Raw genomic sequence first — 20,447 nt, 5'->3', positions numbered from 1 at the left:
GAAATCCCGGCAATGCTGATCCTAGCATGACCTCAGGGAAATACGGGCGCGCTATCGCTTCCGTTTCACCGCCGGCTTCGCTGGCTTGGCCACGCGCGCCCTGGTCTTGGCAGCGGATTGCACCCGCAGCCCGTCGACGAACACGTCGAGCAGGCGCAGCACCGAGGATTGCCACCCCCGCTGATCGTGCATGTAGCACATCCCGAAAAACGCCCGCAGCAGGTCCTCCGGGCTGATATCGGCGCGCATCTGGCCGGCCGCGACCGCGCGCTCGAGCAGCGAGCCGATCGCCTTGGTCAGCCGGTCCATCGAGAAAACGGCAAGTTCCGACGAGCTCTGATACGCAAGCGCCAGCGCGGCCAACATGCCTTTTTTCGTGGCGACGAACTCGACGGCGGATTGCAGCCAGCGCCGCAGCGCCTCGACCGGATCCTTGGCGCTTCGCAGATGCTCGGCAAGCTCGCTGAGCTGCTCGACCTCGCGCCGATACACGGCCTCGAACAGATCCTCGCGCGTTGGGAAATGCCGATAGAGCGTGCCGATGCCGACGCCGGCGCGCTTGGCCACGGCCTCCAGGCTCGCTTCCGGGCCGCCCGCATTGAACACGGCCTTGGCGGCTTCGAGCACGCGCTCGCGATTGCGCACGGCATCGGCGCGGGGCTTCCGGGTCTGGTCGCTGTGGTCGTCCATATCGGGCAATGTAGATCACGAATTGGTTAGATTGAACCCTTGTTGAACCCTTGCCGGGCTGCATCGCGTTGGTGGCGCACGGGCTTTTGACAAATTCCAATATTTTTCCACCGGCCCTTGTTAAACGGAGGGAGCCTCCGTATCTTCGCCTGGATGTTGGCCGGCTTCTGCCCGCGTCAACGTAGATCGACGGCGGCCACGGCGGTGGCGCGCTGCGCGATCACTCATGTCCAAATCTGATCGGAGCCTTGTATGAACCACTCCATCAGCCTCACCGTGAACGGTGCGCGGCGCGACTTCGTCCTCGACGATCCGCGCGTCACGCTGCTCGATCTCTTGCGTGAGCGCCTCCATCTCACCGGAACCAAGAAGGGATGCGACCGCGGCCAGTGCGGCGCCTGCACCATTCTGGTCGACGGCAAGCGTATCAACTCGTGCCTCGCGCTCGCGATCAGTCATGACGGCGCCGATATCCTCACCATCGAGGGCGTTGCGCGCGGCGACCAGCTGCATCCGGTGCAGGCCGCCTTCATCGCCCATGACGGCTTTCAGTGCGGCTTCTGCACGCCGGGTCAGGTCATGAGCGCGATCGGCATGATGCGTGAAGGCCAGGCCGGCGACGATCCCGAACGCATCCGCGAATGCATGAGCGGCAATCTCTGTCGCTGCGGCGCCTATGCCGGCATCGTCGACGCCGTGCTCGACGCGCAAGGACAGATGGACGAATCCAACCAGAGGCGCCCGGCATGAAACCGTTCGATTATGTCAGGCCCGCCACCGTCACTGAAGCCGTTGCCGCCGCCGCCCAGCCCGGCGCCGTCTATCTCGCCGCCGGCACCAATCTGCTCGATCTGATGAAAGGTGGCGTCAGCCGTCCGGATCGTCTCGTCGACATCACGCACCTCGAAGGGCTCGACGGCATCGAGCGCCTCGCCGACGGCGGCCTGCGCATCGGCGCCCTGGTGAGCAACGCCGATCTCGCGCATGATGCGGACTTCGCGAGGTCCTATCCGGCCGTCGCCGAAGCGCTGCTCTCCGGCGCATCCGCGCAGCTGCGCAATGCCGCGACCGTCGGCGGCAATCTCTTGCAACGGACGCGTTGTGCGTATTTCTACGACACCGCCAGCCGCTGCAACAAGCGCGAGGCCGGCAGCGGCTGCGACGCCCGCGGCGGCGAGAACCGTACCCACGCGGTGCTCGGCTGGAGCGAGAATTGCATCGCCACGCATCCCTCCGATTTCTGCGTGCCGCTGGTCGCGCTCGGTGCGGTCGTCGAGATCGAGGGCCGGGGCGGCCGGCGCGAGATCGGGCTCGACGAACTACATCGCCTGCCCGGCGATACGCCCGAGCGCGAGTCCGCGCTCGAGCCCGGCGATCTCATCGTTGCGGTGCGCCTGCCGCCGGTGGCGCGCGAATTTGCCGCGCATGCGCGCTACCTCAAGGTTCGCGAGCGCACCTCCTACGCCTTCGCGGTGGTCTCGGCCGCGGCTGCGTTGCGGATCGAGAACGGCAGGATTGCCGAAGCGCGGCTTGCGCTCGGCGGCGTCGCCGCAAAGCCCTGGCGTGCCCGCGCTGCGGAGGACGTTCTCAAGAGCGTCGCGCCCACGGCCGACGCCTTCCAGGAAGCCGCCTGGCGTGCGCTCACCGACGCAAAGCCGTCCGGCGACAACGCCTTCAAGATCGAGCTCGCGCGCCGCATCGTCGTGCGCGCGCTGACCCTCGCCGCCGCCGGGACGCCCGCGCGCCTGCCCGCCCTGCCGGCCTCTCCCTTTGCCTCGACGTCCGGAGCCATCCATGCCTGAGCTCAATCTCACCAGCGCGCCTGCCCATCTGCGCCACGGCTCGAACATCGGCCAGCCGCTGACCCGCCGTGACGGCGTCCTCAAGGTCACGGGGCAGGCGACCTATGCCGCCGACAATCATCCGCCCGGCATGCTGTTTGCGGTGATCGCGACCTCCAGCATCGCGCGCGGACGTGTGGCGTCGCTCGATGTCGCTGCCGCCAAACGTCATCCCGGCGTCGTCGACGTCATGACGCAGGACCACAAGCCACCGCTCGCCATCGACCCCGAGATCAAGACCAATCCCTTCGTGTTTCGGATGGAGGCTTTGCAGAGCAACGAGGTCCGCTACGCCAATCAGCCGATCGCGGTCGTGATCGCCGAGACGCTTGAAGCCGCGACGGAAGGTGCCGCGCTGCTGGCGCCGCGCTACGAGGCGCAGCCTCCGCTCATCGGCCTCGATGCCGGCGAGAGTTTTGTGCCGCCAGTCGTCGGCGTCGGCAACCCCACCGAAAATCACCGCGGCGATGTCGAGGCGGGCCTTGCCTCGGCCGAGACGCAGATCGACGCGACCTATGAGACGCCGCCGCAATATCACAACGCGATGGAGCCGCATGCGGTCGTGGCTCACTGGGATGGCGACAGGCTGTCCGTGGACATGCCGACCCAGGGCCTGAAGCTGTCGCTCGCGCGCATCGCCGAGCTGTTCGGCATCGCGCACGACAAGATCCACATCCGCAGCCCGTTCCTCGGTGGCGGCTTCGGATCGAAGGGGCTCATGGGCGGTCCGCCGGTCCTCGGCATCATGGCCGCGAAGCTGGTCGGCAAGCCGGTCAAGCTGGTGCTGCGCCGTGAGCAGATGTATGGCCCGGTCGGCCATCGCGCGCCGACCCGTCAGCGCTTGCGCATCGGCGCCGACGGTGAGGGGCGCCTCACCGCGCTCGATCACCATGCGCGAACCGTATCGAGCACGTTCGACGATTTCTACGAGCCGGCGGCCGACGCCTCGCATACGCTCTATGCGGCACCTGCGATCCGCACCTCGCATGACGCCGTGCGCGTCAATACCGGCACGCCGCTGTTCATGCGCGCGCCGGGCGAGGCAACGGGATCGATCGCGCTCGAAAGTGCGATCGACGAGATGGCCTGGGCCTGCGGCGTCGATCCGCTCGCCTTCCGCCTGAAGAACTATGGCGAGGTCGAGCCGATCACCGGCAAGCCGTTCTCCTCAAAGGCGCTGCGGGCCTGTTACGACCAGGGCGCGGCGCGCTTCGGCTGGGCGAAGCGTCCGTTGCAGCCGCGGCAGATGCGCGACGATGCCGGCCTGCTGGTCGGCTGGGGCATGGGCACCGCGACCTTCCCCGCGCTGATGTTTCAGGCCGAAGCGCGCGCGGCGATTCGACGCGATGGCTCAGGCGCCATGGAGATCGGCGCACACGACATGGGGCAGGGCGCCTGGACGGCACTGGCCCAGATCGCGGCCGACGCCGTCGGCCTCGATATCGACCGCGTCGCGTTCAAGGCGGGGACATCTGACCTGCCCGATGCCGGCATCGCCGGCGGCTCCGCGCACACCGCGACCGCGGGTGCGGCGATCCACAGCGCTGGCGCGGCCGTGATCGCAAAGCTCGCCGATCTCGCCACCAATGACGAGCGCTCGCCGCTGTTCGGGGCCGGCAATGCCGGCGTGATCGCGCGCGACGGTAGATTGATCCGACGCGACGACGAGAGCCGCGGCGAGAGCTATGCCGAGATCCTGGCGCGCGCCGGCCTCGCCGAGGTCGAGGCGCGCGGCACTGGTGCGCCGAACCCTGCGGCGATGGAGGAATATGCGATGCATGCCCATGGCGCGGTATTCGCGGAGGTGAAGGTCGATCCCGAACTCGGTCAGGTCCGCGTCACCCGCATGGTCGGCGCCTTCGCGGCCGGGCGCATCGTCAACCCGCGGATGGTGCAAAGCCAGCTGTTCGGCGGCATGATCTGGGGGATGTCGTTTGCGTTGCACGAGGAGGCCGTCACCGACCGGCGCAGCGGCCGGATCATGAACGCTGATCTCGGCGAGTACCATGTCCCCGTGAATGCCGACGTGCCGCCGCTCGAAATGATCACGGTCGAGGAGCACGACCCGCACGTCAACGCGCTCGGCATCAAGGGCGTCGGCGAGATCGGCATCACCGGCAGTGCCGGCGCGGTCGCGAACGCCGTCTGGCACGCGACCGGTGTGCGCGTGCGCAAATTCCCGATCCGGATTGAGGAGTTGCTGACGCAGCGTTGAGGCGGCAGGCGGGGCGAGCCCTGCTCGCTCCGCAGCGGCGATCAGTTCATCATCCTGCGGAGAGCCTTGATCTGCTCTCTCTGCGCTTCGATGTGTTTTGCGATGGCCTTGCGCAGCTCGCGCGAGTGGAGCTTATCCGTGTCGCGCAGGACTTCGTCGAGCGCAGCTTCCGCATTGACAAGAGTGATCTTCATGCGCGGGCCTCTGTTACGAAGCGGCCCCGGAATACCCTGGAGTCCGGGGCCATAACCTCAGCACCTCTAAGCCAGGCTGCTCGGCTACGGTTCGTAATATATAGCGGTCTGACGCACAGAAATTGAGATGGCTCAACCACCGTAAGATACCGGTGGCCGCCCGTAACCTTCCGGATGCGACTGTTCGCAATTCAGAACGTCGGCGGCGTGCAGGCCGAGATCACTTCGCACGGCTTGCCGCCGACGCAGCGGAACCGATGCGGGCGGCGGCTCTCGAAATAATAGGCATCGCCCGGATTGAGGATGCGCCGCTCGTCCTCGACGGTGACTTCGAGCTTGCCCGAGATCACGATGCCGCCTTCCTCGCCGTCGTGGACGAGATGGACGCGTCCGGTGTCGCTGCCGGGCTCGTAGCGTTCTTTCAGGATCTGCAGGCTGCGACCGAACAGATTGTCGCCGACCTGCCGGTACGAGATCGGCTTCTTGCCGACTTCGGTCAGCTCCTCGGCGCGGTAGAAGATCTTGCGCCTGGACTCCGGCTCCAGCGCGAAAAACTCGGCGAGCCCCATCGGGATGCCGTCGAGGATGCGCTTGAGCGCGCCGACCGAGGGGTTCATCTGGTTGGATTCGATCAGCGAAATCGTCGAATTGGTGACCCCGGCACGCTTGGCCAGCTCGCGCTGCGACAGCTTGTGGCGCGCCCGGATGAATCGCAGCCGTCCACCGATGTCGACGCTCATGGCCCAGGTCCTGTGTTGCAGGTGTTGCGGATCGCGCAAATATGGCCCGACAGCCCCAGCTAAATCAATGGCTTGCAGGTCACCAGAAAAGGACTTGTTGCGCATTCCAAGCCGTGGCTCTGCTAGAGGGTCAGCAAAGGAGCGCGGCCGTGACCCTTCATCAGATTCCGAACACTATCAAGACCGACTCGTTCTGGATGCCGTTCACGGCCAACCGGCAGTTCAAGAAGGCGCCGCGCCTGTTCTCCTCGGCCGAGGGCATGCACTACACCACCGTGGACGGCCGCAAGGTGATCGACGGCTCCGCCGGCCTGTGGTGCGTCAATGCCGGCCACGGCCGCAAGCAGATCGCCGCCGCAGTCGAGCGCCAGCTGATGACGCTGGACTTCGCGCCGTCGTTCCAGATGGGCCATCCGCTGGCGTTCGACTTCGCCGAGCGTCTCGCCGAGATCGCGCCGAAGGGCCTCGACCGCATCTTCTTCACCAATTCCGGCTCCGAATCGGTCGACACCGCGCTGAAGATCGCGCTCGCCTATCACCGCGCCAACGGCCAGGCGAGCCGCACCCGCCTGATCGGCCGTGAGCGCGGCTATCACGGTGTCGGCTTCGGCGGCACCTCGGTCGGCGGCATGGTCGCCAACCGCCGCGCCTTCGCGACGCTGCTGCCGGGCGTCGACCACATCCGCCATACCCACGATCTCACCCGCAACGCCTTCGCCAAGGACCAGCCGGAGCATGGCGCCGAGCTCGCCGACGATCTCGAGCGGCTGGTAGCTCTGCACGGCGCCGAGACGATCGCCGCCGTCATCGTCGAGCCGGTGCCGGGCTCGACCGCGGTGCTGCCGCCGCCGAAGGGCTACCTGCAGCGCCTGCGCGAGATCTGCGACAAGCACGGCATCCTCCTGATCTTCGACGAGGTCATCACCGGCTTCGGCCGTCTCGGCACGCCGTTCGCCGCCAACTTCTTCGGCGTCACGCCTGATATGATGACGACCGCCAAGGGCATCACCAACGGCACCATTCCCTGCGGCGCGGTGTTCGCGCATCGCAAGGTGCATGACGCCATGATGATCGGCCCGGAAAACGTCATGGAGCTGTTCCACGGCTACACCTATTCGGCGCATCCGACCGCCTGTGCCGCCGGAATCGCGACGCTCGACATCTACAAGGACGAGGGCCTGCTCACGCGCGGTGCGTCGATCGCCGAATACTGGCGCGACGCGCTGCATTCGCTGAAAGGCCTGCCCAACGTCATCGACATCCGCAACTGCGGCTTGATGGGCGCGGTAGAGTTGTCGCCGCGCGACGGCGCGGTCGGTGCGCGTGGCTACGACGTCATGGTCGACTGCTTCAATCGCGGGCTGTACTTCCGCATGAGCGGCGACTCCTTTGCGCTGTCGCCCCCGCTCATTGTCGAGAAGAGCCATATCGACGATATCGTGTCGATCCTTGGTGACGCCATCAAGCGGGTGGCCTGATAATTGCTCTCGCCGTTGCGAGTTGTTTCCTTGCAGCGGCGAGCGTGATGCCGCGGGAGTTTGACCAAGCGTGAAAGTTCTGATCCTCGGCAGCGGTGTCATCGGTGTCACCTCTGCCTACTACCTTGCGCGTGCCGGCCACGAGGTCACGGTCGTCGACCGTCAGCCTGAGCCGGCGCTGGAGACCTCTTTCGCCAACGCCGGCGAAGTGTCGCCCGGCTATTCCTCGCCCTGGGCGGGCCCCGGCGTGCCGGTAAAGGCGGTCAAGTGGCTGCTGATGAAGCACGGCCCGCTCGTGATCCGGCCGAAGCTCGATCCGGTGATGTGGGTCTGGCTGCTCAAGATGCTGCGCAATTGCACCAGCGCACGTTACGCGGTCAACAAGAGCCGGATGATCCCGATCGCGGAGTACAGCCGCGATTCCCTGCGCGATCTGCGCCGCGACATCGGCATCCAGTATGATGAGCGCTCGCAAGGCACGCTGCAGCTGTTCCGTTACCAGGCCCAGCTCGACGGCACCGCTGAGGACATCGCCGTGCTCAAGCAATACGGCGTGCCGTTCGAGGTACTGAGCCGCGAGGGCTGCATCGCGGTCGAGCCGGCGCTCGCAGGCGTGAAGGAAAAGTTCGTCGGCGGGCTTCGTCTGCCGCAGGACGAGACCGGCGACTGCCACATGTTCACGCAGGCGCTGGCCAAGCATGCCGAGGCGCTCGGCGTGCGTTTCATGTTCAACACCGGCATCGACCGCATCATCACCGACGGCGCGCGCGTCAGCGGTGTTGTGACCAGTGCCGGCACATTGCAGGCCGACGCTTACGTCCTCGCGCTCGGAAGCTGGTCGTCGCGGCTCGCCGCGCCGCTCGGCATTTCGCTGCCGGTCTATCCGGTGAAGGGCTATTCGATCACGGTGCCGATCAAGGAGGCCGCAGGCGCGCCGGAATCGACCGTGATGGACGAGAGCTACAAGGTCGCGATCACGCGGCTCGGCAATCGAATCCGCGTCGGCGGCACCGCCGAAATCTCGGGCTATTCGGACAAGCTCTACGATGCGCGCCGCGCTACGCTCGATCATTCGCTGACCGATCTGTTCCCGCGCGGCGGCGATCTCGCCAAGGCGACGTTCTGGAGCGGCCTGCGTCCGATGACGCCGGACGGCCCGCCGGTGATCGGCCCGACGCAATACGCCAATCTCCACCTCAACACCGGCCACGGCACGCTCGGCTGGACCATGTCCTGCGGCTCCGGGCGCGTGCTCGCAGACATGCTGTCGGGCAAGAAGCCGGACATCGATGTGAGTGCGCTGACGGTGGAGCGGTATCAGCACCGGTTCGGGTAATGTGCTTCCCGGCACGATAAGCTAGGCGGTTTACCGTTGCGCTTTGGAAAGATCGAAGCGTGAGCCGTGGGCTAAGAAGGTCACTATCGTCTCAAGCGACGATTCATTTTAGTCAGTGTTGCTATCCATCGCCTCATAGGCCAGCCCACAACCTCTGTCAGAGACTCAATCTTTTCATTCGACATCAAACCTGTGGGAGGGAATTCATCCCGAATCGGCGCTTGGTAGGTGCCAAACACCAAATCCCACACCGGAAAAAAGGCCGCAAAATTGTGGTTATCCACGCACAAATATTCGCTTCTTTGAGGATATTATCAACAAAATAGTCGGAGCGGACGCCAGCTCTGACCTTGTCGGATCGGCTGAGTGTCGGTCGATCATTATCGACAGCGATGGCGATATTGAAGCCCACGACGTTTCGCGAATAAACAAGAGTGGGGCACATTTCGAGTTCAATGTACATCGTGACTCGATTTCGAGGGTCTTTGATGATCCTACTTTCAAGAAGTTGAACCAGACGGAACGGGTACCCCAAAAATGTTCCGAGTGTCCGGTCTACAATATCTGCAGGTCGGGCTTTGTACCCCACCGCTACTCGAGGGAAAATGGTTATAACAATCCAAGTATATACTGCGAAGTTCTGTTCAACTTGATCTATCATATTTACTTCAAGCTGCTAACTGACGGTTGCTCTCCCACGGTCCACGATGCTCCGCACTCACAGCCTCAGTGGGCCTAGGAGAGGGGGCTGCTACACCGCTATGAAGTCTGTCGCATGATCTATGCGATGCAGTTCCCTGTGGGCGCCTTGCTTGATCGTAAGCTCGGCTAGCCCGTCACGCAGTTCACCCACAGCACCACAGCCTTCGCATCCTCGGCCGGATTTGAAAACCGGTGCGGCCTTCGGCTGGCAAAGCGAAAGCTGTCGCCGGTCTTCAGCGACCATGTCTCGCTGTCCACTGTCAGCATCATCTCGCCCTCGAGCACGAGGCCGGCCTCTTCGCCGTCATGGGTGTAGAGCTCGTCGCCGGTGGAGCCGCCGGGCTCCAGATGCACCAGGAACAGATTGAGCTTGTTGTCAGCGCTGGCCGGGCTCAGCAATTGCTTCGACACGCCGGTGCGCCAGAGCTTCAACTCGGGCCGCTGCAGCCCACGCGTCACCACCTGATCGGAGGTGCCGTCGGCGCTCGGGCTTGCGCCGAACAGTGCGGCGATGCCGACGCCGAGCACATCCGCGAGCGTCGCCAGCACGCGCAGCGATGGTGACGACAGGCCGCGCTCGATCTGGCTGAGAAAGCCGATCGACAGTGAGGTGCGCGCCGCGACCGTTTCCAGCGAGAATTGCCTGACGCGCCTGAGATCCCGGATGCGGCGGCCGACCGCCACGTCCATCGCAGGCTCCGCCGGCTTGGTGACGGCTTTGGGCTTCACCCGCTTCGCCGGCTTGGTTGCCGCCGGTTTGCGCATTCGTTTGCCACCGCTCACGTCAAACCGCTTCCTTCATGTGCATGAAAACCACTTGCATCATCAGCGAAAGTGTGACCAAATTTTCATATTGGTGAAAATAGGCCGAAACGGCTCGACTCGCAACACCCGCGAGCGCCGCCATCGGCCAGACCCAAAGGAGGATGCGATGAAGCGTTTTGGTCTGGCCGCGGTCGCGGCGCTCGCACTGGCGGCCGTGACGCCCGCTTCGGCGCAGCAGGTGCTGAAGGTCGGCTCGACCCCGACAGGCATTCCCTTCACCTTCCTCGACACCAAGACCAACACCATCCAGGGCATCATGGTCGATCTCGTCACTGAAGTGGGCAAGGATGCCGGCTTCAACGTGCAGATCGAGCCGATGCAGTTCTCGGCGCTGATCCCGTCGCTGACCTCGAGCAAGATCGACATCATCGCCGCCGCGATGTTCATCACCGCGCCGCGCAAGGAGGTCGTCGACTTCTCCGATCCGATCTACACCTATGGCGAAGGCCTCGTCGTGCCGAAGAGCGACACCAAGGCCTATGCCACGCAGGAGGATCTGAAGGGCGAGACGGTCGGCGCCCAGGTCGGCACCGCCTTCGTCGACGCGCTGAAGAAGTCCGGCCTGTTCGCCGACGTGAAGGCCTACGACACCATTCCGGACATCCTGCGCGACGTGAACACCGGCCGCCTCAAGGCCGGCTACGCCGATTATCCGATCCTCGCCTATAACCTGAAGCAGGGCGGCTTCCCCGAGGTGCGTCTCGTCGACGGCTACAAGCCCGTCACCGTCGGTTCGGTCGGCATCGGCGTGCGCAAGGGCGAGACCGCGCTGCTCGGCAAGATCAACGCCTCGCTCGCCAAGCTGAAAGCCAACGGCACCATCGACAAGATCCTCGATAAATGGGGCCTGAAGGCTCAGGGCTGATCGGTAGAGACTAGGCTGCCCGATGAAAGGCTTCTGGCACGACGCCGCCGAGTTCTTCCCGATCCTGATGAACGGCGTCGTGCTGACGATCGTCGTCACCATCGGCTCGCTGCTGCTCTCGACGGTGCTCGGCCTGATCTGGGCGATGATGCGGGTCTCCGGCATCAAGGCGCTGTCGATGATCAGCGCCAGCCTGATCAACGTGATCCGCGGCATCCCGATCATCGTGCTGTTGTTCTACCTCTACTTCGTGATGCCCGATCTCGGCGTCACGCTGTCCGCCTTGCAGGCTGCGATCCTCGGGCTCGGCATCGCCTATTCGGCCTATCAGGCGGAGAATTTTCGCGCCGGCATCGAGGCGATCGACAAGGGCCAGATCGAGGCGGCGCAGTCGATCGGCATGGGCTGGTGGCTCACCATGCGCCGCGTGGTGCTGCCGCAAGCCGTGCGCATCGTGCTGCCGCCCTACGGCAACGTCATGATCATGATGCTGAAGGATTCCTCGCAGGCTTCGACCATCACGGTCGCCGAGCTCGCACTGCAGGGCAAGCTGATCGCGTCCTCGACCTTCAAGAACACCAGCGTGTTCACGCTTGTTGCGCTGATGTACCTCACCATGAGCATCCCGCTGATCCTGCTGGTCCGTCACTTCGAGAAGCGGGCCGGCAAGCGATGATCGATCTGAACGACGTCCACAAGAGCTTTGGCGAGAACGAGGTGCTCAAGGGCATCACGGCCTCGGTGCAGAAGGGCGAGGTGGTCTGCATCGTCGGTCCCTCCGGCTCCGGCAAGTCCACCATCCTGCGCTGTATCAACGGGCTCGAAAGCTACGACCGCGGGGAGATCAGCGTCGAGGGGCTCAAGGTCGACCGCGACGCGCCGTCGATCGTGAACATCCGCACCCAGGTCTCGATGGTGTTCCAGCGCTTCAATTTGTTTCCGCATCGCACCGCGCTTGAGAACGTCATCGAAGGACCGCTCTATGTGAAGAAGGAATCGCGCGCGCAGGCGCTCGATCGCGGCCGCGCGCTGCTCGCCCAGGTCGGGCTTGCCGAGAAGGCCGATGCGCATCCGCCGCAACTCTCCGGCGGCCAGCAGCAGCGCGTCGCGATCGCGCGGGCCCTCGCCATGCAGCCCAAGGCGATCCTGTTCGACGAGCCGACCTCGGCACTCGATCCTGAACTGGTCGGCGATGTCCTCGGCGTGATGCGCAAGCTCGCCGACGACGGCATGACCATGGTGGTCGTCACCCACGAGATGGGCTTTGCCCGCGACGTTGCCGACCGCGTGCTGTTCATTGACGGCGGTGTCATCGTCGAGCAGGGGCCGGCCAAGGCGCTGCTCAACCACCCCCAGCATCCGCGCACGCAGGATTTCTTGCGGCGTGTGCTGCATCCGCTCTGACCGGACTTCGCCATGCCCGCGCGCCTGCCTCTGCCGCCCTCGCTCTATGCCGACACCGCCGTCGCGCCGGTTGCCACGCCGCCGCTCGATACGGACAAGAATGTTTCGGTCGCGATCATTGGCGGTGGTTACACCGGCCTGTCCAGCGCGTTGCATCTGGCGGAGCAGGGTGTCGAGGCGCTGGTGCTGGAGGCGCAGGAGCCGGGCTGGGGCGCGTCCGGCAACAATGGCGGGCACACCAATCCCGGCCTGAAGCACGATCCTGATCAGATCGAGGCTGATTTCGGCGCTGACCTCGGCCGCCGCATGATCGCGTTCTCCTACGGCACCACCAACTTCACCCATGACCTGATCCGCCGTTACCAGATCCCCTGCGAGGCGCGGCAGAACGGCACGCTGCGTGCGGCCTATAACGCGGCCAGCGCCGCGGCGATCGAGACGACGGCGCAGCAATGCGCCCGCCGCGGCATGCCGGTGACATATCTGAACCGCGAGCAGCTGCGCGAGATGACCGGCACCGACCGCTACATCGGCGCCATGCTGGATGCGCGCGGCGGCGATCTGCATCCCCTCAGCTACGCCCGTGGTCTCGCACGCGCCGCGATCTCGGCCGGCGCGAAGGTGCATGGCGAGACGCCGGCGCTGTCACTGCGCCGCGATGGCAGAAGCTGGCGCATCGAGACGCCGCGGGCGGTGGTTCATGCCGACAAGGTCCTGCTCGCCACCAACGGTTTTACCGGAGATCTCTGGCCCGCGCTCCGCCGCACCATCGTGCCGGTGTTCTCGTCGATCGCGGCCACGGCGCCGCTCTCCGATGCGGTGGCCAGCTCGATCATGCCGACGCGGTCCGTGTTGTACGAGAGCGGCCACATCACCGTCTACTACCGCATCGACCAGCACAATCGCCTGCTAATGGGCGGCCGCGGCCCGATGCGCTGGATCAAGTCGCCGCACGACGTCGCCTATCTCATGCGCTATGCCGAGCGGCTGTGGCCGCAATTGAAAGGCGTTGCCTGGACTCACGGCTGGAATAGCCGTCTCGCCATCACCGGGGATCACTATCCCCATGTGCATGAGCCGGCCGAAGGCATCCTGATCTCGCTCGGCTGCAACGGCCGCGGCGTCGCGCTCGCGACCGCGATGGGGGCGCAGCTCGCGCGCCGGCTGATCGGCGGCGCCAAGGCGGAGATCGACATGCCCATCACGGGCATCAAGCCGATCCCGATGCACGCGTTCTGGCCGGTGGGTGTGACGACCGCGGTGATTACGGGCCGCATACGGGACCGGCTCGGCATGTGAAGAAGGCGTCGCCCGGTCAGGAGCGGCGCCTTGCATCATTGGCAGATATCCGACTTCAGCAGCGGCCTTGTTTCCACAGGCCGGGCGGGCACCCGTGACCGCGCCAGCCGACCTTGCGTCCGCGCGACCATCCGGGCGGTGAGCCGTGGTGATGATGGCCCATCGAATGACCATGACCATGGCCGTGCCCATGTCCGCCTCCATGTCCGCCACCATGCCCGCCCTTGGCCAGGGCAGGACTGGTGAATGTGAGGCCGGCTGCAAGGATCAGCGACGCGGCGAGCGCAAGTTTCTTCATCATGTCCTCCACTGGGGCGAGCGCATTTGTCCGTTCAATCAATGAACGACGGGTAGGTAAGTTCCCTGCGAATGTGGAGGAGTCGTGACGCTCGCGGAGATGCGCGATGGCGCATCGAATCAACGCAAGCTGGCGCAGTCTGGTACTGATCTGCGCGTCGAGCGTGCCCCGGACGCTGCGCAGCAGCGTAAGAACGCTGCAGCGCGTCCGGGACACGAGAGAGGCTCGCGTCGTGGCCGCGTGGGCGCGATGACCCGTTGAAGCAGTTGCGCGTCTCTGCTAGCGCCCGCTTCTTATTCGACGAACGCTCAGGCTTCTGCCACCGCCTCGGCCCAGGGCTGAAAGATCTCGACCGCGCCGGAATTCGTGTCGCCCTCGCGCATCACCACGCTCGGGCAGGCGAATTTTTGCGGCAAGGCCTGCACGCGGGTCTCTTCATAGTCGAAGCGCGAGCCCAGCGTCTTGCGCACGTCCTCAGGCAAGCGAGCATCGCCGATCACCACCGCGCCCTCGCTGGCGTCGATGCGCGGCTGGTGGATGGCGGCATCGAGGTCCATGCCGAAGTCCATCGCGAACGACACGAGCTGCATCACCGACGGCAGGATGCGGCGGCCGCCTGAGGCGCCGACCGCGAGCCGCTTGCCGTCCCTGGTCTCGGCGATGACGGGCGTGTAGTTGCAGAGGCAGCGCTTGCCGGGCGCGAGCGAATTGGTGGTGCCCGGTGTCGGATCGAACCACATGATGCCGTTGTTCATGGCGATGCCGGTGTGCGGCGTCACATATCTCGAGCCAAAGGACGAGAGCAGCGTCTGCGTCACCGCGGCGATGTTGCCGTGTCGGTCGACCACGGAGAAATGCGTGGTGCAGGCGGGCGCCAGATATTCGGCACCGAGCGAGCGTTTGCCGTCGGCATCGCCCATGTCCTTGAGCCGCTCGCGGAAGGCCGCTTGCAGAGCGAGCGCATATTCGACATAGGCGGCTGCGTCCGGCGCGCTTGCCGGCTTCAGGCTCTGCTGCAACAGGCGCAGCGCGTGCGCCATGGTGGGCCCGGCCGTGAGCTCAGGCGTCGCGTACACCTTGCCGCCGCGATACGGGATCGCCAGCGGCTCGCGCAGATGCGCGCGGAAGGCGGCGAGGTCCTCGACCGACAGCGAACCGCCATCGGCCTTGATGTCGGAGGCGATGCTCCTGGCGAGATCGCCCTGGTAGAAATCGCGCGGTCCGGCCTCGGCGAGATGCGACAGCGTCGCTTTCAGCGTGTCCTGCGGCAGTCGCGTCTCGGCCTTGATGCCCCATGGCGCGCTCGGCGGCAGCCCATCCTTCAGGAACGCCGCCGCGCTGGCGGGATAGCGCCTGAGATCGGCGGCCGAGCCCGAGATCGTCACCGTGGTCCACCAATCGACCAGCAGGCCTTCGCCGGCGAGCCTGGCTGCCGGCGCGACCAGATCCTTCCACGGCATTCTGGCGTAACGGCGATGCGCCTCTTCCATCCCGGCGACGACGCCGGGCACGGCGATCGACCCGGGGCCGTGGATGTTGCGATCGTCCTTCACCCGCGGCCAGGGAAAGAGATCGGACGCCGCGCCTTCGCCGCTGAGCGGATAGTCGGCAACGCGCAGGCTCTGCGGCGCGCACATGCCGTAGTCGATCACCTCAAAGCGATTTTCCTTGGCGCGGTAGAGCACCATCGCACCGCCGCCGCCGATGCCGCTATTCCAGGGCTCCAGCACATTCAGCGCCATGGTGGTCGCCACAATCGCGTCCACGCTGTCACCGCCCGCCGCCAGCACCTGCGCCCCGACTTCGGCCGCTCGCCGCGATTGCGAGGCGACGATGCCGCCCTTGGAGGTGACGGCGGGTTTGCGGACGGTTTGGTTGAGGCTGAACTGATGAGGCATGATGTCGTCTTGATCTCTGTTGTTCTGGCGCCAGCTGTGTTGGCGCGGAAGCTCAGCATTGGCGGGGCATCCGAAGGATGGCACATTGCCACCAACGAGAAAATCCTAAGGGAGACGCGACATGGCTGGTGTGAAACAGGCGCGGGATGGCGCGGTCGGGATCCTGACGCTGGACGAGCCGGCGAGCCTGAACGCGATGACGCCGGACCTGCTCGGCGCGCTCGCCGCCGCCATCGGCGAGATGGCGCAGGACGAGGGTATTCGAGCCCTGATCCTCACTGGCGCGGGGCGCGGTTTTTGCTCAGGACAGAATTTGAAGGCGTCGGAAGCGCTGGGTGAGGATCTTGCTGCCGGCGTCATGCGCCTCTACTGGCCCGCCTTCAAGGCGCTGCGCGAATGCCGCGTGCCCGTCGTCGTCGCCGTCAATGGCGTCGCGGCCGGCGGCGGCTTCAGCCTGGCGATGGCCGGCGACATGATCGTGGCGGCGCGGTCGGCGAGCTTCATCCAGGTGTTCAGCCGCATCGCGCTGGTGCCGGATCTCGGCTCGACCTGGCTGTTGCCGCGGCTGATCGGTCGCCAGCGCGCCCTCGAGCTGATGCTGCTGAACGAGCCGCTGACGGCCGAACGGGCCCAGGAGATCGGCCTGGTGCGGCAGGTCGTGGACGACGCGAAGCTGATGGACGAGGCGCTGATTCTGGCGCGCCGTCTGGCGGAGGGCCCGACACGCGCTTTGGTGGCAACGCGCCTGCTCGTCGAGGAGAGCGAGCATGCGACCTACGAGGCGCAATTCCGCCGCGAGATCGAGCTCCAGGCGGTGGTTCGCAAGAGCGCGGACGCGATCGAGGGGCGCAATGCCTTCGTTGAGAAGCGCAAGGCTACGTTTACCGGGAGGTGAGGTGGGGTCCTATCACCAAGCCGTCATGGCCGGGCTTGTGCCGGCCATCCACGTCTCGCTTAGGTGATCTAAAAACGTAGATGGCCGGGACAAGCCCGGCCATGACGAAGGAGAGACGGAGTTGGAAGCGGCGAGGCCGTAGCGCTCAGAGCGAGCGGTTCAGCCGGCTGCCCTGATACTTGGCGCGCCATTTGGGGCCCGGCCCGCGCATGTAGTGCAACTCGGGGCGGTAGGGGTCGCCCGCGACCCTGATCAGCGTCTGCCATTTGGCGGCGACGAAGTTCACGGGCTGGCGGAACAGGCTCAGTGAAGCGAGCAACATGACATCACCTCAATGCGGCTTGCCGAGCATGGCGGTGAAAGGAAGATCGAACAGATCCTCGCCGTCGGAGCCGCTGACATGGATCACCCAATCGCGCCAGTCTTCAGCGCCGGGCGTCTGGATCATCGAATTCATGATCTGGGAGGCACGGTCGCGCGCCTCCGTGAGATTGGAGACGGCGGCGCCGTAGCGGTCGATCAGCGTGCCCTCGGTGTTGGAGCAGTGAAAATAGACCTGGACCATATGCGCCTCCTGGCGGAGCAACTTGGATGGCAAATCGATACCACCCGAAGCCTTCGCGAAACATTCGGGTCGAGCCCGGTAAGGGAATCTACGGATATTGGTCGGCTCAGAGGTCGTTACAGGTTTAATCACAGGCGAGTGATGTTCGGCTGGACGGCGTTCGGACGGCATGAAACAGCTTTTTCGGGGGAAATCTGGGGGGCCGCCGTGAGCTACTTCACATCCAGGCGTGAACGCCGAAGCCTGCGCGCGTGTGCGGGGGTGTTGGCGGCCCTGCTTGGGCTCATCTCGGCGGCGTCATCGGAGCCGCTCCGCCGCAGCGGCTATGCGATCGGCGCGGAAACCTGCGGCAATGGCGATCTCGCTTTTCCCAGGATCCAGATCGACATGAAGGCCGGATTTTGCGCCGGGCTCGTCGCCAGCGAAGAGGATGGCCTGAAATTCCCGCGCGCGATCGTCCAGCTGCCGGGCCGGGAGCTGTTCGTGGTGGCCGACATGGGTGGCTGGGGCCACACCGACGGACGGCTGTTGCTGCTCGATCCGCGCGCGGCCCAGGGCCAGCGGTTCAGGGAGCTCCTGGCGGGAATCGAATATCCGTTCGGCCTCGCCATCGGTCCGGACAGGAAGCTCTACGCCTCGACCGCCGAGACCATCTTCCGGTTCGATCCCATCGCCGACAATCCGCGCGGCACGGTCGAGACCATCATCCGTCATATGCCGGGCCGCCGGATCACGCTTCCCGACGGCACAAGGCTCCAGGAGAGCGCGCATCCGCTCAAGCAGTTTGTCTTCGACTGGAACGGACGGCTATTCGTCAATGTCGGCTCGCACAGCGACGACTGCATCACGCCGGCGCCAATCACAAAGCCTTGCGCGGCGGCCGAGGGCGCTTTCGCGATGGCAGCAATCTGGCTGTTCACGCCGCCCCCGGGTGGTGTCTTCCCGGCGCTGAAGCCCGGCGATGCCGATCCGCCGCACACCGTCTATGCGCGAGGCTTGCGCAATTCGATGGCGCTGGCGCTGCATCCGAAGTTTCCCGAGGCCGGCTACGCCTTCCTGCAGGGCGAGAACAGCCGCGACTTGCCCGACATCTTCAAGCCGAACGAGGAGATCAACGCGATCGAGCAGGGCAGGCACTATGGCTGGCCCTATTGCTACGATCTGTCGACGCCGAGCCCGGAATTCAGGAACGTGCTGCAAGGCGGGCTCTACAAATCGCTCTGCACGGCCAACGCGCTCTACAAGCCGCCGCTCTCGCTGATGCCGCCGCACGGCGCGCCGCTCGCGATGCTCTATTATCATGGCAGCAAATTTCCGGAGCTGGAGGGCAAGCTGCTGGTCGGCCTGCACGGCTATCGTCCGACCGGAAGCCGCGTCCTCGTCTACGACGTCGACGATCGCGGCTTCCCCAAGCCTTCCCCCGCGCCGGTGCGCTACCACGTCAGTTGCGCCGCGGATCCGGTGCGCAGTTTTCAGTCCGACGCCGGCGAGGTCGCCGCCGCGCCGTTCGACGAGCTGATCGCAGGCTGGCACCGCGTCAACGGCGCGCGGCCGCAAGGGGCGCCGGTCGGCATGACGGTCGCGGAAGACGGCGCGATCTGGCTGGTCGAGGACAAGAACCAGACGGTGATCCGGATCGATCGTGCCGCGGGTGATCCGCCGCCACCGCTGCCGTGCGACATGCGCAGCCAGGCGATGATCGATCAGCTCGCGGCCTTCGTCGCCAGGGATGCGCAGAACAGCGCCCGGCTGACCACGCTGCGCAAAGGCCTCGTCGAGAAGCATTGCGTCGGCTGCCATTCCGATTTCGGCTTGAAGGGCGGCCAATCGGAGGCGGAGAAGGATGCAACGGTGCTCCGCTTCATGCTTTCGCAGGACGGCTGGATCTATCCCGGGGATCCCGACGCCGGCAAGCTGCGCACGCGGCTCCGCGGTCTCGGCGCGGAGAAGCTGATGCCGCCGGGCGGCGAGAGCCTGCCGAAGACCGAGCCCGGCTACAGACGTCTGCTGGACACGGCGGATCTGCTCGTCGCGACAATGGTTCCGGGTACGCGGATGCGGATCAAGCCGGGCCCGCCGCAGCGCAAGTTCTTTGGCAAAACCAGCAAGGAATGCGGCGAAATACCGGCCGGAAAGGTCGTTGTCGTGACACAAAGGAGCGCTGTAGACAAACCCGGCTTCAGCCGATTCTTCCGGCCGGCCGATCCCTATTTGAATGGCGAGTGCACCGACGGCGATGGCTATTACATCCGGCAGGAATTTCTGGTGCCTGTGCAGTAGCGTCCTACTCGCCGTCGCGGCTGCGTCCGCCCATGCGGAAAGGAAGCTGTTCGAGAGTGCGCAGGTGACGCCTCCCGGCGAATACACCTTCGGCATCGAGGGCCCGGCGGCTGACCTCGAGGGCAATTTGTTCGTGGTCAATCTCGGCAGGCCCGGCACCATCGGCCGGCTGCCCGCCGGCGGCACCGCGTCGGAGCCGTTCACGGCGCTGCCCGATGGCAGTGTCGGCAACGCCATCCGCTTCGACCGGAGCGGCACCATGTTCATCGCCGACTACAAGAAGCACAACATCTTCGCGATTGCGAAGGGGACGACCGAGCCGGGCATCTGGTTTCACTCCGACGAGATGAACCAGCCCAACGACATCACGATCGCCCGCGAGGGCACGATCTATGCGAGCGATCCGAACTGGAAGGGCCGGGAAGGCCATATCTGGCGGATTACGAAAGCCGCCGACGGCACGGTGCAGGGACAGATCATGTCGGCGCCGCGCGCGATGGGCACCACCAACGGCATCGATCTCAGCCCTGACGGCAAGACGCTCTATGTCGGCGAATCCAACAGCGGCCAGATCTGGTCCTATGCGATCAACGGCAACGAGCTGACGGCTGCAAAACTCGTCAAGGCGTTTCAGCCCGACACCGTCGACGGGCTGCGCACCGACGTTGCCGGCCGGCTCTACGTCGCGCGCATTCTCAAGGGCACGATCGCGCTGATGAAGCCGAACGGCGCGGTCGAGCGGGAGATCGCGCTGAAGGCCAAGGAGCCGACCAACCTCGCCTTCGGCGGCAGCGACGGCAAGACCGTCTTCGTCACCCAGCGTCAGGGCGGCTTCATCGAGTCCTTCCGCACCGATCAGCCGGGCCGCGAGCACTGCCTGCAGCGCGGGCGCTGCTGAGCGCCGATTGCGATCTGCTTCCGC

The 20,447-nt window shown here is 65.4% G+C and carries 20 protein-coding genes; 12 read left to right on the top strand and 8 right to left on the bottom strand.

The genetic code is table 11. The features are described from left to right. Window positions 1-51: 51 nt before the first annotated feature. Window positions 52-690, bottom strand: a complete 639-nt coding sequence (locus tag GDN70_RS31870; protein ID WP_038972078.1) for a TetR/AcrR family transcriptional regulator — start codon at window positions 688-690, stop codon at window positions 52-54. 252 nt (window positions 691-942) lie between these two features. On the opposite strand from GDN70_RS31870, the gene GDN70_RS31865 reads away from it, so the two are divergent. The 3 genes from GDN70_RS31865 to GDN70_RS31855 are packed head-to-tail and all read left to right on the top strand — an operon-like array spanning window position 943 to window position 4,746. Beyond that, a complete protein-coding gene (locus tag GDN70_RS31865) occupies window positions 943-1,440 on the top strand; it encodes a (2Fe-2S)-binding protein (RefSeq protein WP_038972077.1) in 498 nt (165 codons plus the stop codon). Further along, window positions 1,437-2,492 carry a xanthine dehydrogenase family protein subunit M gene (locus GDN70_RS31860; RefSeq protein ID WP_097668791.1) on the top strand — a complete coding sequence of 352 codons (1,056 nt, stop codon included), beginning with the start codon at window positions 1,437-1,439 and terminating at the stop codon, window positions 2,490-2,492. The genes GDN70_RS31865 and GDN70_RS31860 overlap by 4 nt, the downstream gene beginning before the upstream one ends. Then, window positions 2,485-4,746, top strand: coding sequence for a xanthine dehydrogenase family protein molybdopterin-binding subunit (locus GDN70_RS31855; protein WP_152103511.1), 2,262 nt, complete (start codon window positions 2,485-2,487; stop codon window positions 4,744-4,746). Before GDN70_RS31860 ends, GDN70_RS31855 begins: the two co-directional genes overlap by 8 nt. A gap of 41 nt (window positions 4,747-4,787) precedes the next feature. On the opposite strand, the gene GDN70_RS35285 is transcribed toward GDN70_RS31855, so the two are convergent. Together GDN70_RS35285 and GDN70_RS31850 are read right to left on the bottom strand one after the other, a co-directional pair. Next, window positions 4,788-4,940 carry a hypothetical protein gene (locus tag GDN70_RS35285; RefSeq protein ID WP_167456551.1) on the bottom strand — a complete coding sequence of 51 codons (153 nt, stop codon included), beginning with the start codon at window positions 4,938-4,940 and terminating at the stop codon, window positions 4,788-4,790. Window positions 4,941-5,131: 191 nt separating this feature from the next. After that, window positions 5,132-5,680 (bottom strand): cupin domain-containing protein, encoded by a 549-nt coding sequence (locus GDN70_RS31850; protein ID WP_018646206.1) that lies wholly within the window; start codon window positions 5,678-5,680, stop codon window positions 5,132-5,134. 149 nt (window positions 5,681-5,829) lie between these two features. Here GDN70_RS31850 and GDN70_RS31845 point away from each other — a divergent pair, with 149 nt between their 5' ends. Next, complete coding sequence (locus GDN70_RS31845; protein ID WP_049801758.1) at window positions 5,830-7,158, top strand: aspartate aminotransferase family protein; 1,329 nt, start codon at window positions 5,830-5,832, stop codon at window positions 7,156-7,158. Between the two features lie 70 nt (window positions 7,159-7,228). Beyond that, window positions 7,229-8,494, top strand: coding sequence for a D-amino acid dehydrogenase (locus GDN70_RS31840; RefSeq protein ID WP_028142213.1), 1,266 nt, complete (start codon window positions 7,229-7,231; stop codon window positions 8,492-8,494). Between the two features lie 828 nt (window positions 8,495-9,322). Here GDN70_RS31840 and GDN70_RS31835 read toward each other — a convergent pair. Continuing rightward, window positions 9,323-9,961 carry a helix-turn-helix domain-containing protein gene (locus GDN70_RS31835; protein ID WP_038974372.1) on the bottom strand — a complete coding sequence of 213 codons (639 nt, stop codon included), beginning with the start codon at window positions 9,959-9,961 and terminating at the stop codon, window positions 9,323-9,325. 166 nt (window positions 9,962-10,127) lie between these two features. Between GDN70_RS31835 and GDN70_RS31830 the strand changes: the two genes are divergently transcribed. The 4 genes from GDN70_RS31830 to GDN70_RS31815 are packed head-to-tail and all read left to right on the top strand — an operon-like array spanning window position 10,128 to window position 13,589. Next, on the top strand, window positions 10,128-10,886 hold the full coding sequence (locus tag GDN70_RS31830; protein WP_028142216.1) for an ABC transporter substrate-binding protein: 759 nt from the start codon (window positions 10,128-10,130) through the stop codon (window positions 10,884-10,886). 22 nt (window positions 10,887-10,908) lie between these two features. Next, window positions 10,909-11,562 (top strand): amino acid ABC transporter permease, encoded by a 654-nt coding sequence (locus GDN70_RS31825; RefSeq protein WP_028142217.1) that lies wholly within the window; start codon window positions 10,909-10,911, stop codon window positions 11,560-11,562. Next, window positions 11,559-12,290: an amino acid ABC transporter ATP-binding protein gene (locus tag GDN70_RS31820; RefSeq protein ID WP_152103510.1), complete on the top strand. Its 732-nt coding sequence runs from the start codon at window positions 11,559-11,561 to the stop codon at window positions 12,288-12,290. The genes GDN70_RS31825 and GDN70_RS31820 overlap by 4 nt, the downstream gene beginning before the upstream one ends. Before the next feature lie 12 nt (window positions 12,291-12,302). Next, window positions 12,303-13,589: an FAD-binding oxidoreductase gene (locus tag GDN70_RS31815; RefSeq protein ID WP_152103509.1), complete on the top strand. Its 1,287-nt coding sequence runs from the start codon at window positions 12,303-12,305 to the stop codon at window positions 13,587-13,589. A 55-nt stretch (window positions 13,590-13,644) separates the two neighbouring features. Here the strand turns inward: GDN70_RS31815 and GDN70_RS31810 are convergent, their stop codons facing one another. Together GDN70_RS31810 and GDN70_RS31805 are read right to left on the bottom strand one after the other, a co-directional pair. Further along, window positions 13,645-14,103, bottom strand: a complete 459-nt coding sequence (locus GDN70_RS31810; protein WP_173015726.1) for a hypothetical protein — start codon at window positions 14,101-14,103, stop codon at window positions 13,645-13,647. Window positions 14,104-14,195: 92 nt separating this feature from the next. Further along, window positions 14,196-15,785: a gamma-glutamyltransferase family protein gene (locus GDN70_RS31805; protein ID WP_152103508.1), complete on the bottom strand. Its 1,590-nt coding sequence runs from the start codon at window positions 15,783-15,785 to the stop codon at window positions 14,196-14,198. Window positions 15,786-15,906: 121 nt separating this feature from the next. Between GDN70_RS31805 and GDN70_RS31800 the strand changes: the two genes are divergently transcribed. Beyond that, window positions 15,907-16,680, top strand: a complete 774-nt coding sequence (locus GDN70_RS31800; protein ID WP_028142222.1) for an enoyl-CoA hydratase-related protein — start codon at window positions 15,907-15,909, stop codon at window positions 16,678-16,680. Window positions 16,681-16,825: 145 nt separating this feature from the next. Here the strand turns inward: GDN70_RS31800 and GDN70_RS35280 are convergent, their stop codons facing one another. Continuing rightward, a complete protein-coding gene (locus GDN70_RS35280; RefSeq protein ID WP_162832249.1) occupies window positions 16,826-17,002 on the bottom strand; it encodes a hypothetical protein in 177 nt (58 codons plus the stop codon). Between the two features lie 9 nt (window positions 17,003-17,011). Further along, window positions 17,012-17,245 (bottom strand): hypothetical protein, encoded by a 234-nt coding sequence (locus GDN70_RS31795; RefSeq protein ID WP_018316955.1) that lies wholly within the window; start codon window positions 17,243-17,245, stop codon window positions 17,012-17,014. 261 nt (window positions 17,246-17,506) lie between these two features. Between GDN70_RS31795 and GDN70_RS31790 the strand changes: the two genes are divergently transcribed. Continuing rightward, complete coding sequence (locus GDN70_RS31790; protein ID WP_371731442.1) at window positions 17,507-19,525, top strand: sorbosone dehydrogenase family protein; 2,019 nt, start codon at window positions 17,507-17,509, stop codon at window positions 19,523-19,525. Next, window positions 19,482-20,423, top strand: a complete 942-nt coding sequence (locus GDN70_RS31785; RefSeq protein WP_173015912.1) for an SMP-30/gluconolactonase/LRE family protein — start codon at window positions 19,482-19,484, stop codon at window positions 20,421-20,423. Before GDN70_RS31790 ends, GDN70_RS31785 begins: the two co-directional genes overlap by 44 nt. The last annotated feature ends 24 nt before the right edge of the window (window positions 20,424-20,447 follow it).

Origin of the sequence: Bradyrhizobium sp. TM102 (assembly GCF_009176685.1) — a bacterium.
Classification (GTDB): Bacteria; Pseudomonadota; Alphaproteobacteria; order Rhizobiales; family Xanthobacteraceae; genus Bradyrhizobium; species Bradyrhizobium ottawaense.
Note: the sequence above shows the minus strand (reverse complement) of the source record. Positions and strands in the feature narration are given on the sequence as shown.

Coding starts and splice junctions, on each gene's coding strand:
- GDN70_RS31870 (WP_038972078.1), bottom strand. CDS start 690: ATGGACGACCACAGCGACCAGACCCGGAAGCCCCGCGCCGATGCCGTG.
- GDN70_RS31865 (WP_038972077.1), top strand. CDS start 943: ATGAACCACTCCATCAGCCTCACCGTGAACGGTGCGCGGCGCGACTTC.
- GDN70_RS31860 (WP_097668791.1), top strand. CDS start 1,437: ATGAAACCGTTCGATTATGTCAGGCCCGCCACCGTCACTGAAGCCGTT.
- GDN70_RS31855 (WP_152103511.1), top strand. CDS start 2,485: ATGCCTGAGCTCAATCTCACCAGCGCGCCTGCCCATCTGCGCCACGGC.
- GDN70_RS35285 (WP_167456551.1), bottom strand. CDS start 4,940: ATGAAGATCACTCTTGTCAATGCGGAAGCTGCGCTCGACGAAGTCCTG.
- GDN70_RS31850 (WP_018646206.1), bottom strand. CDS start 5,680: ATGAGCGTCGACATCGGTGGACGGCTGCGATTCATCCGGGCGCGCCAC.
- GDN70_RS31835 (WP_038974372.1), bottom strand. CDS start 9,961: ATGCGCAAACCGGCGGCAACCAAGCCGGCGAAGCGGGTGAAGCCCAAA.
- GDN70_RS31830 (WP_028142216.1), top strand. CDS start 10,128: ATGAAGCGTTTTGGTCTGGCCGCGGTCGCGGCGCTCGCACTGGCGGCC.
- GDN70_RS31825 (WP_028142217.1), top strand. CDS start 10,909: ATGAAAGGCTTCTGGCACGACGCCGCCGAGTTCTTCCCGATCCTGATG.
- GDN70_RS31820 (WP_152103510.1), top strand. CDS start 11,559: ATGATCGATCTGAACGACGTCCACAAGAGCTTTGGCGAGAACGAGGTG.
- GDN70_RS31815 (WP_152103509.1), top strand. CDS start 12,303: ATGCCCGCGCGCCTGCCTCTGCCGCCCTCGCTCTATGCCGACACCGCC.
- GDN70_RS31805 (WP_152103508.1), bottom strand. CDS start 15,785: ATGCCTCATCAGTTCAGCCTCAACCAAACCGTCCGCAAACCCGCCGTC.
- GDN70_RS31800 (WP_028142222.1), top strand. CDS start 15,907: ATGGCTGGTGTGAAACAGGCGCGGGATGGCGCGGTCGGGATCCTGACG.
- GDN70_RS35280 (WP_162832249.1), bottom strand. CDS start 17,002: ATGTTGCTCGCTTCACTGAGCCTGTTCCGCCAGCCCGTGAACTTCGTC.
- GDN70_RS31795 (WP_018316955.1), bottom strand. CDS start 17,245: ATGGTCCAGGTCTATTTTCACTGCTCCAACACCGAGGGCACGCTGATC.
- GDN70_RS31785 (WP_173015912.1), top strand. CDS start 19,482: ATGGCTATTACATCCGGCAGGAATTTCTGGTGCCTGTGCAGTAGCGTC.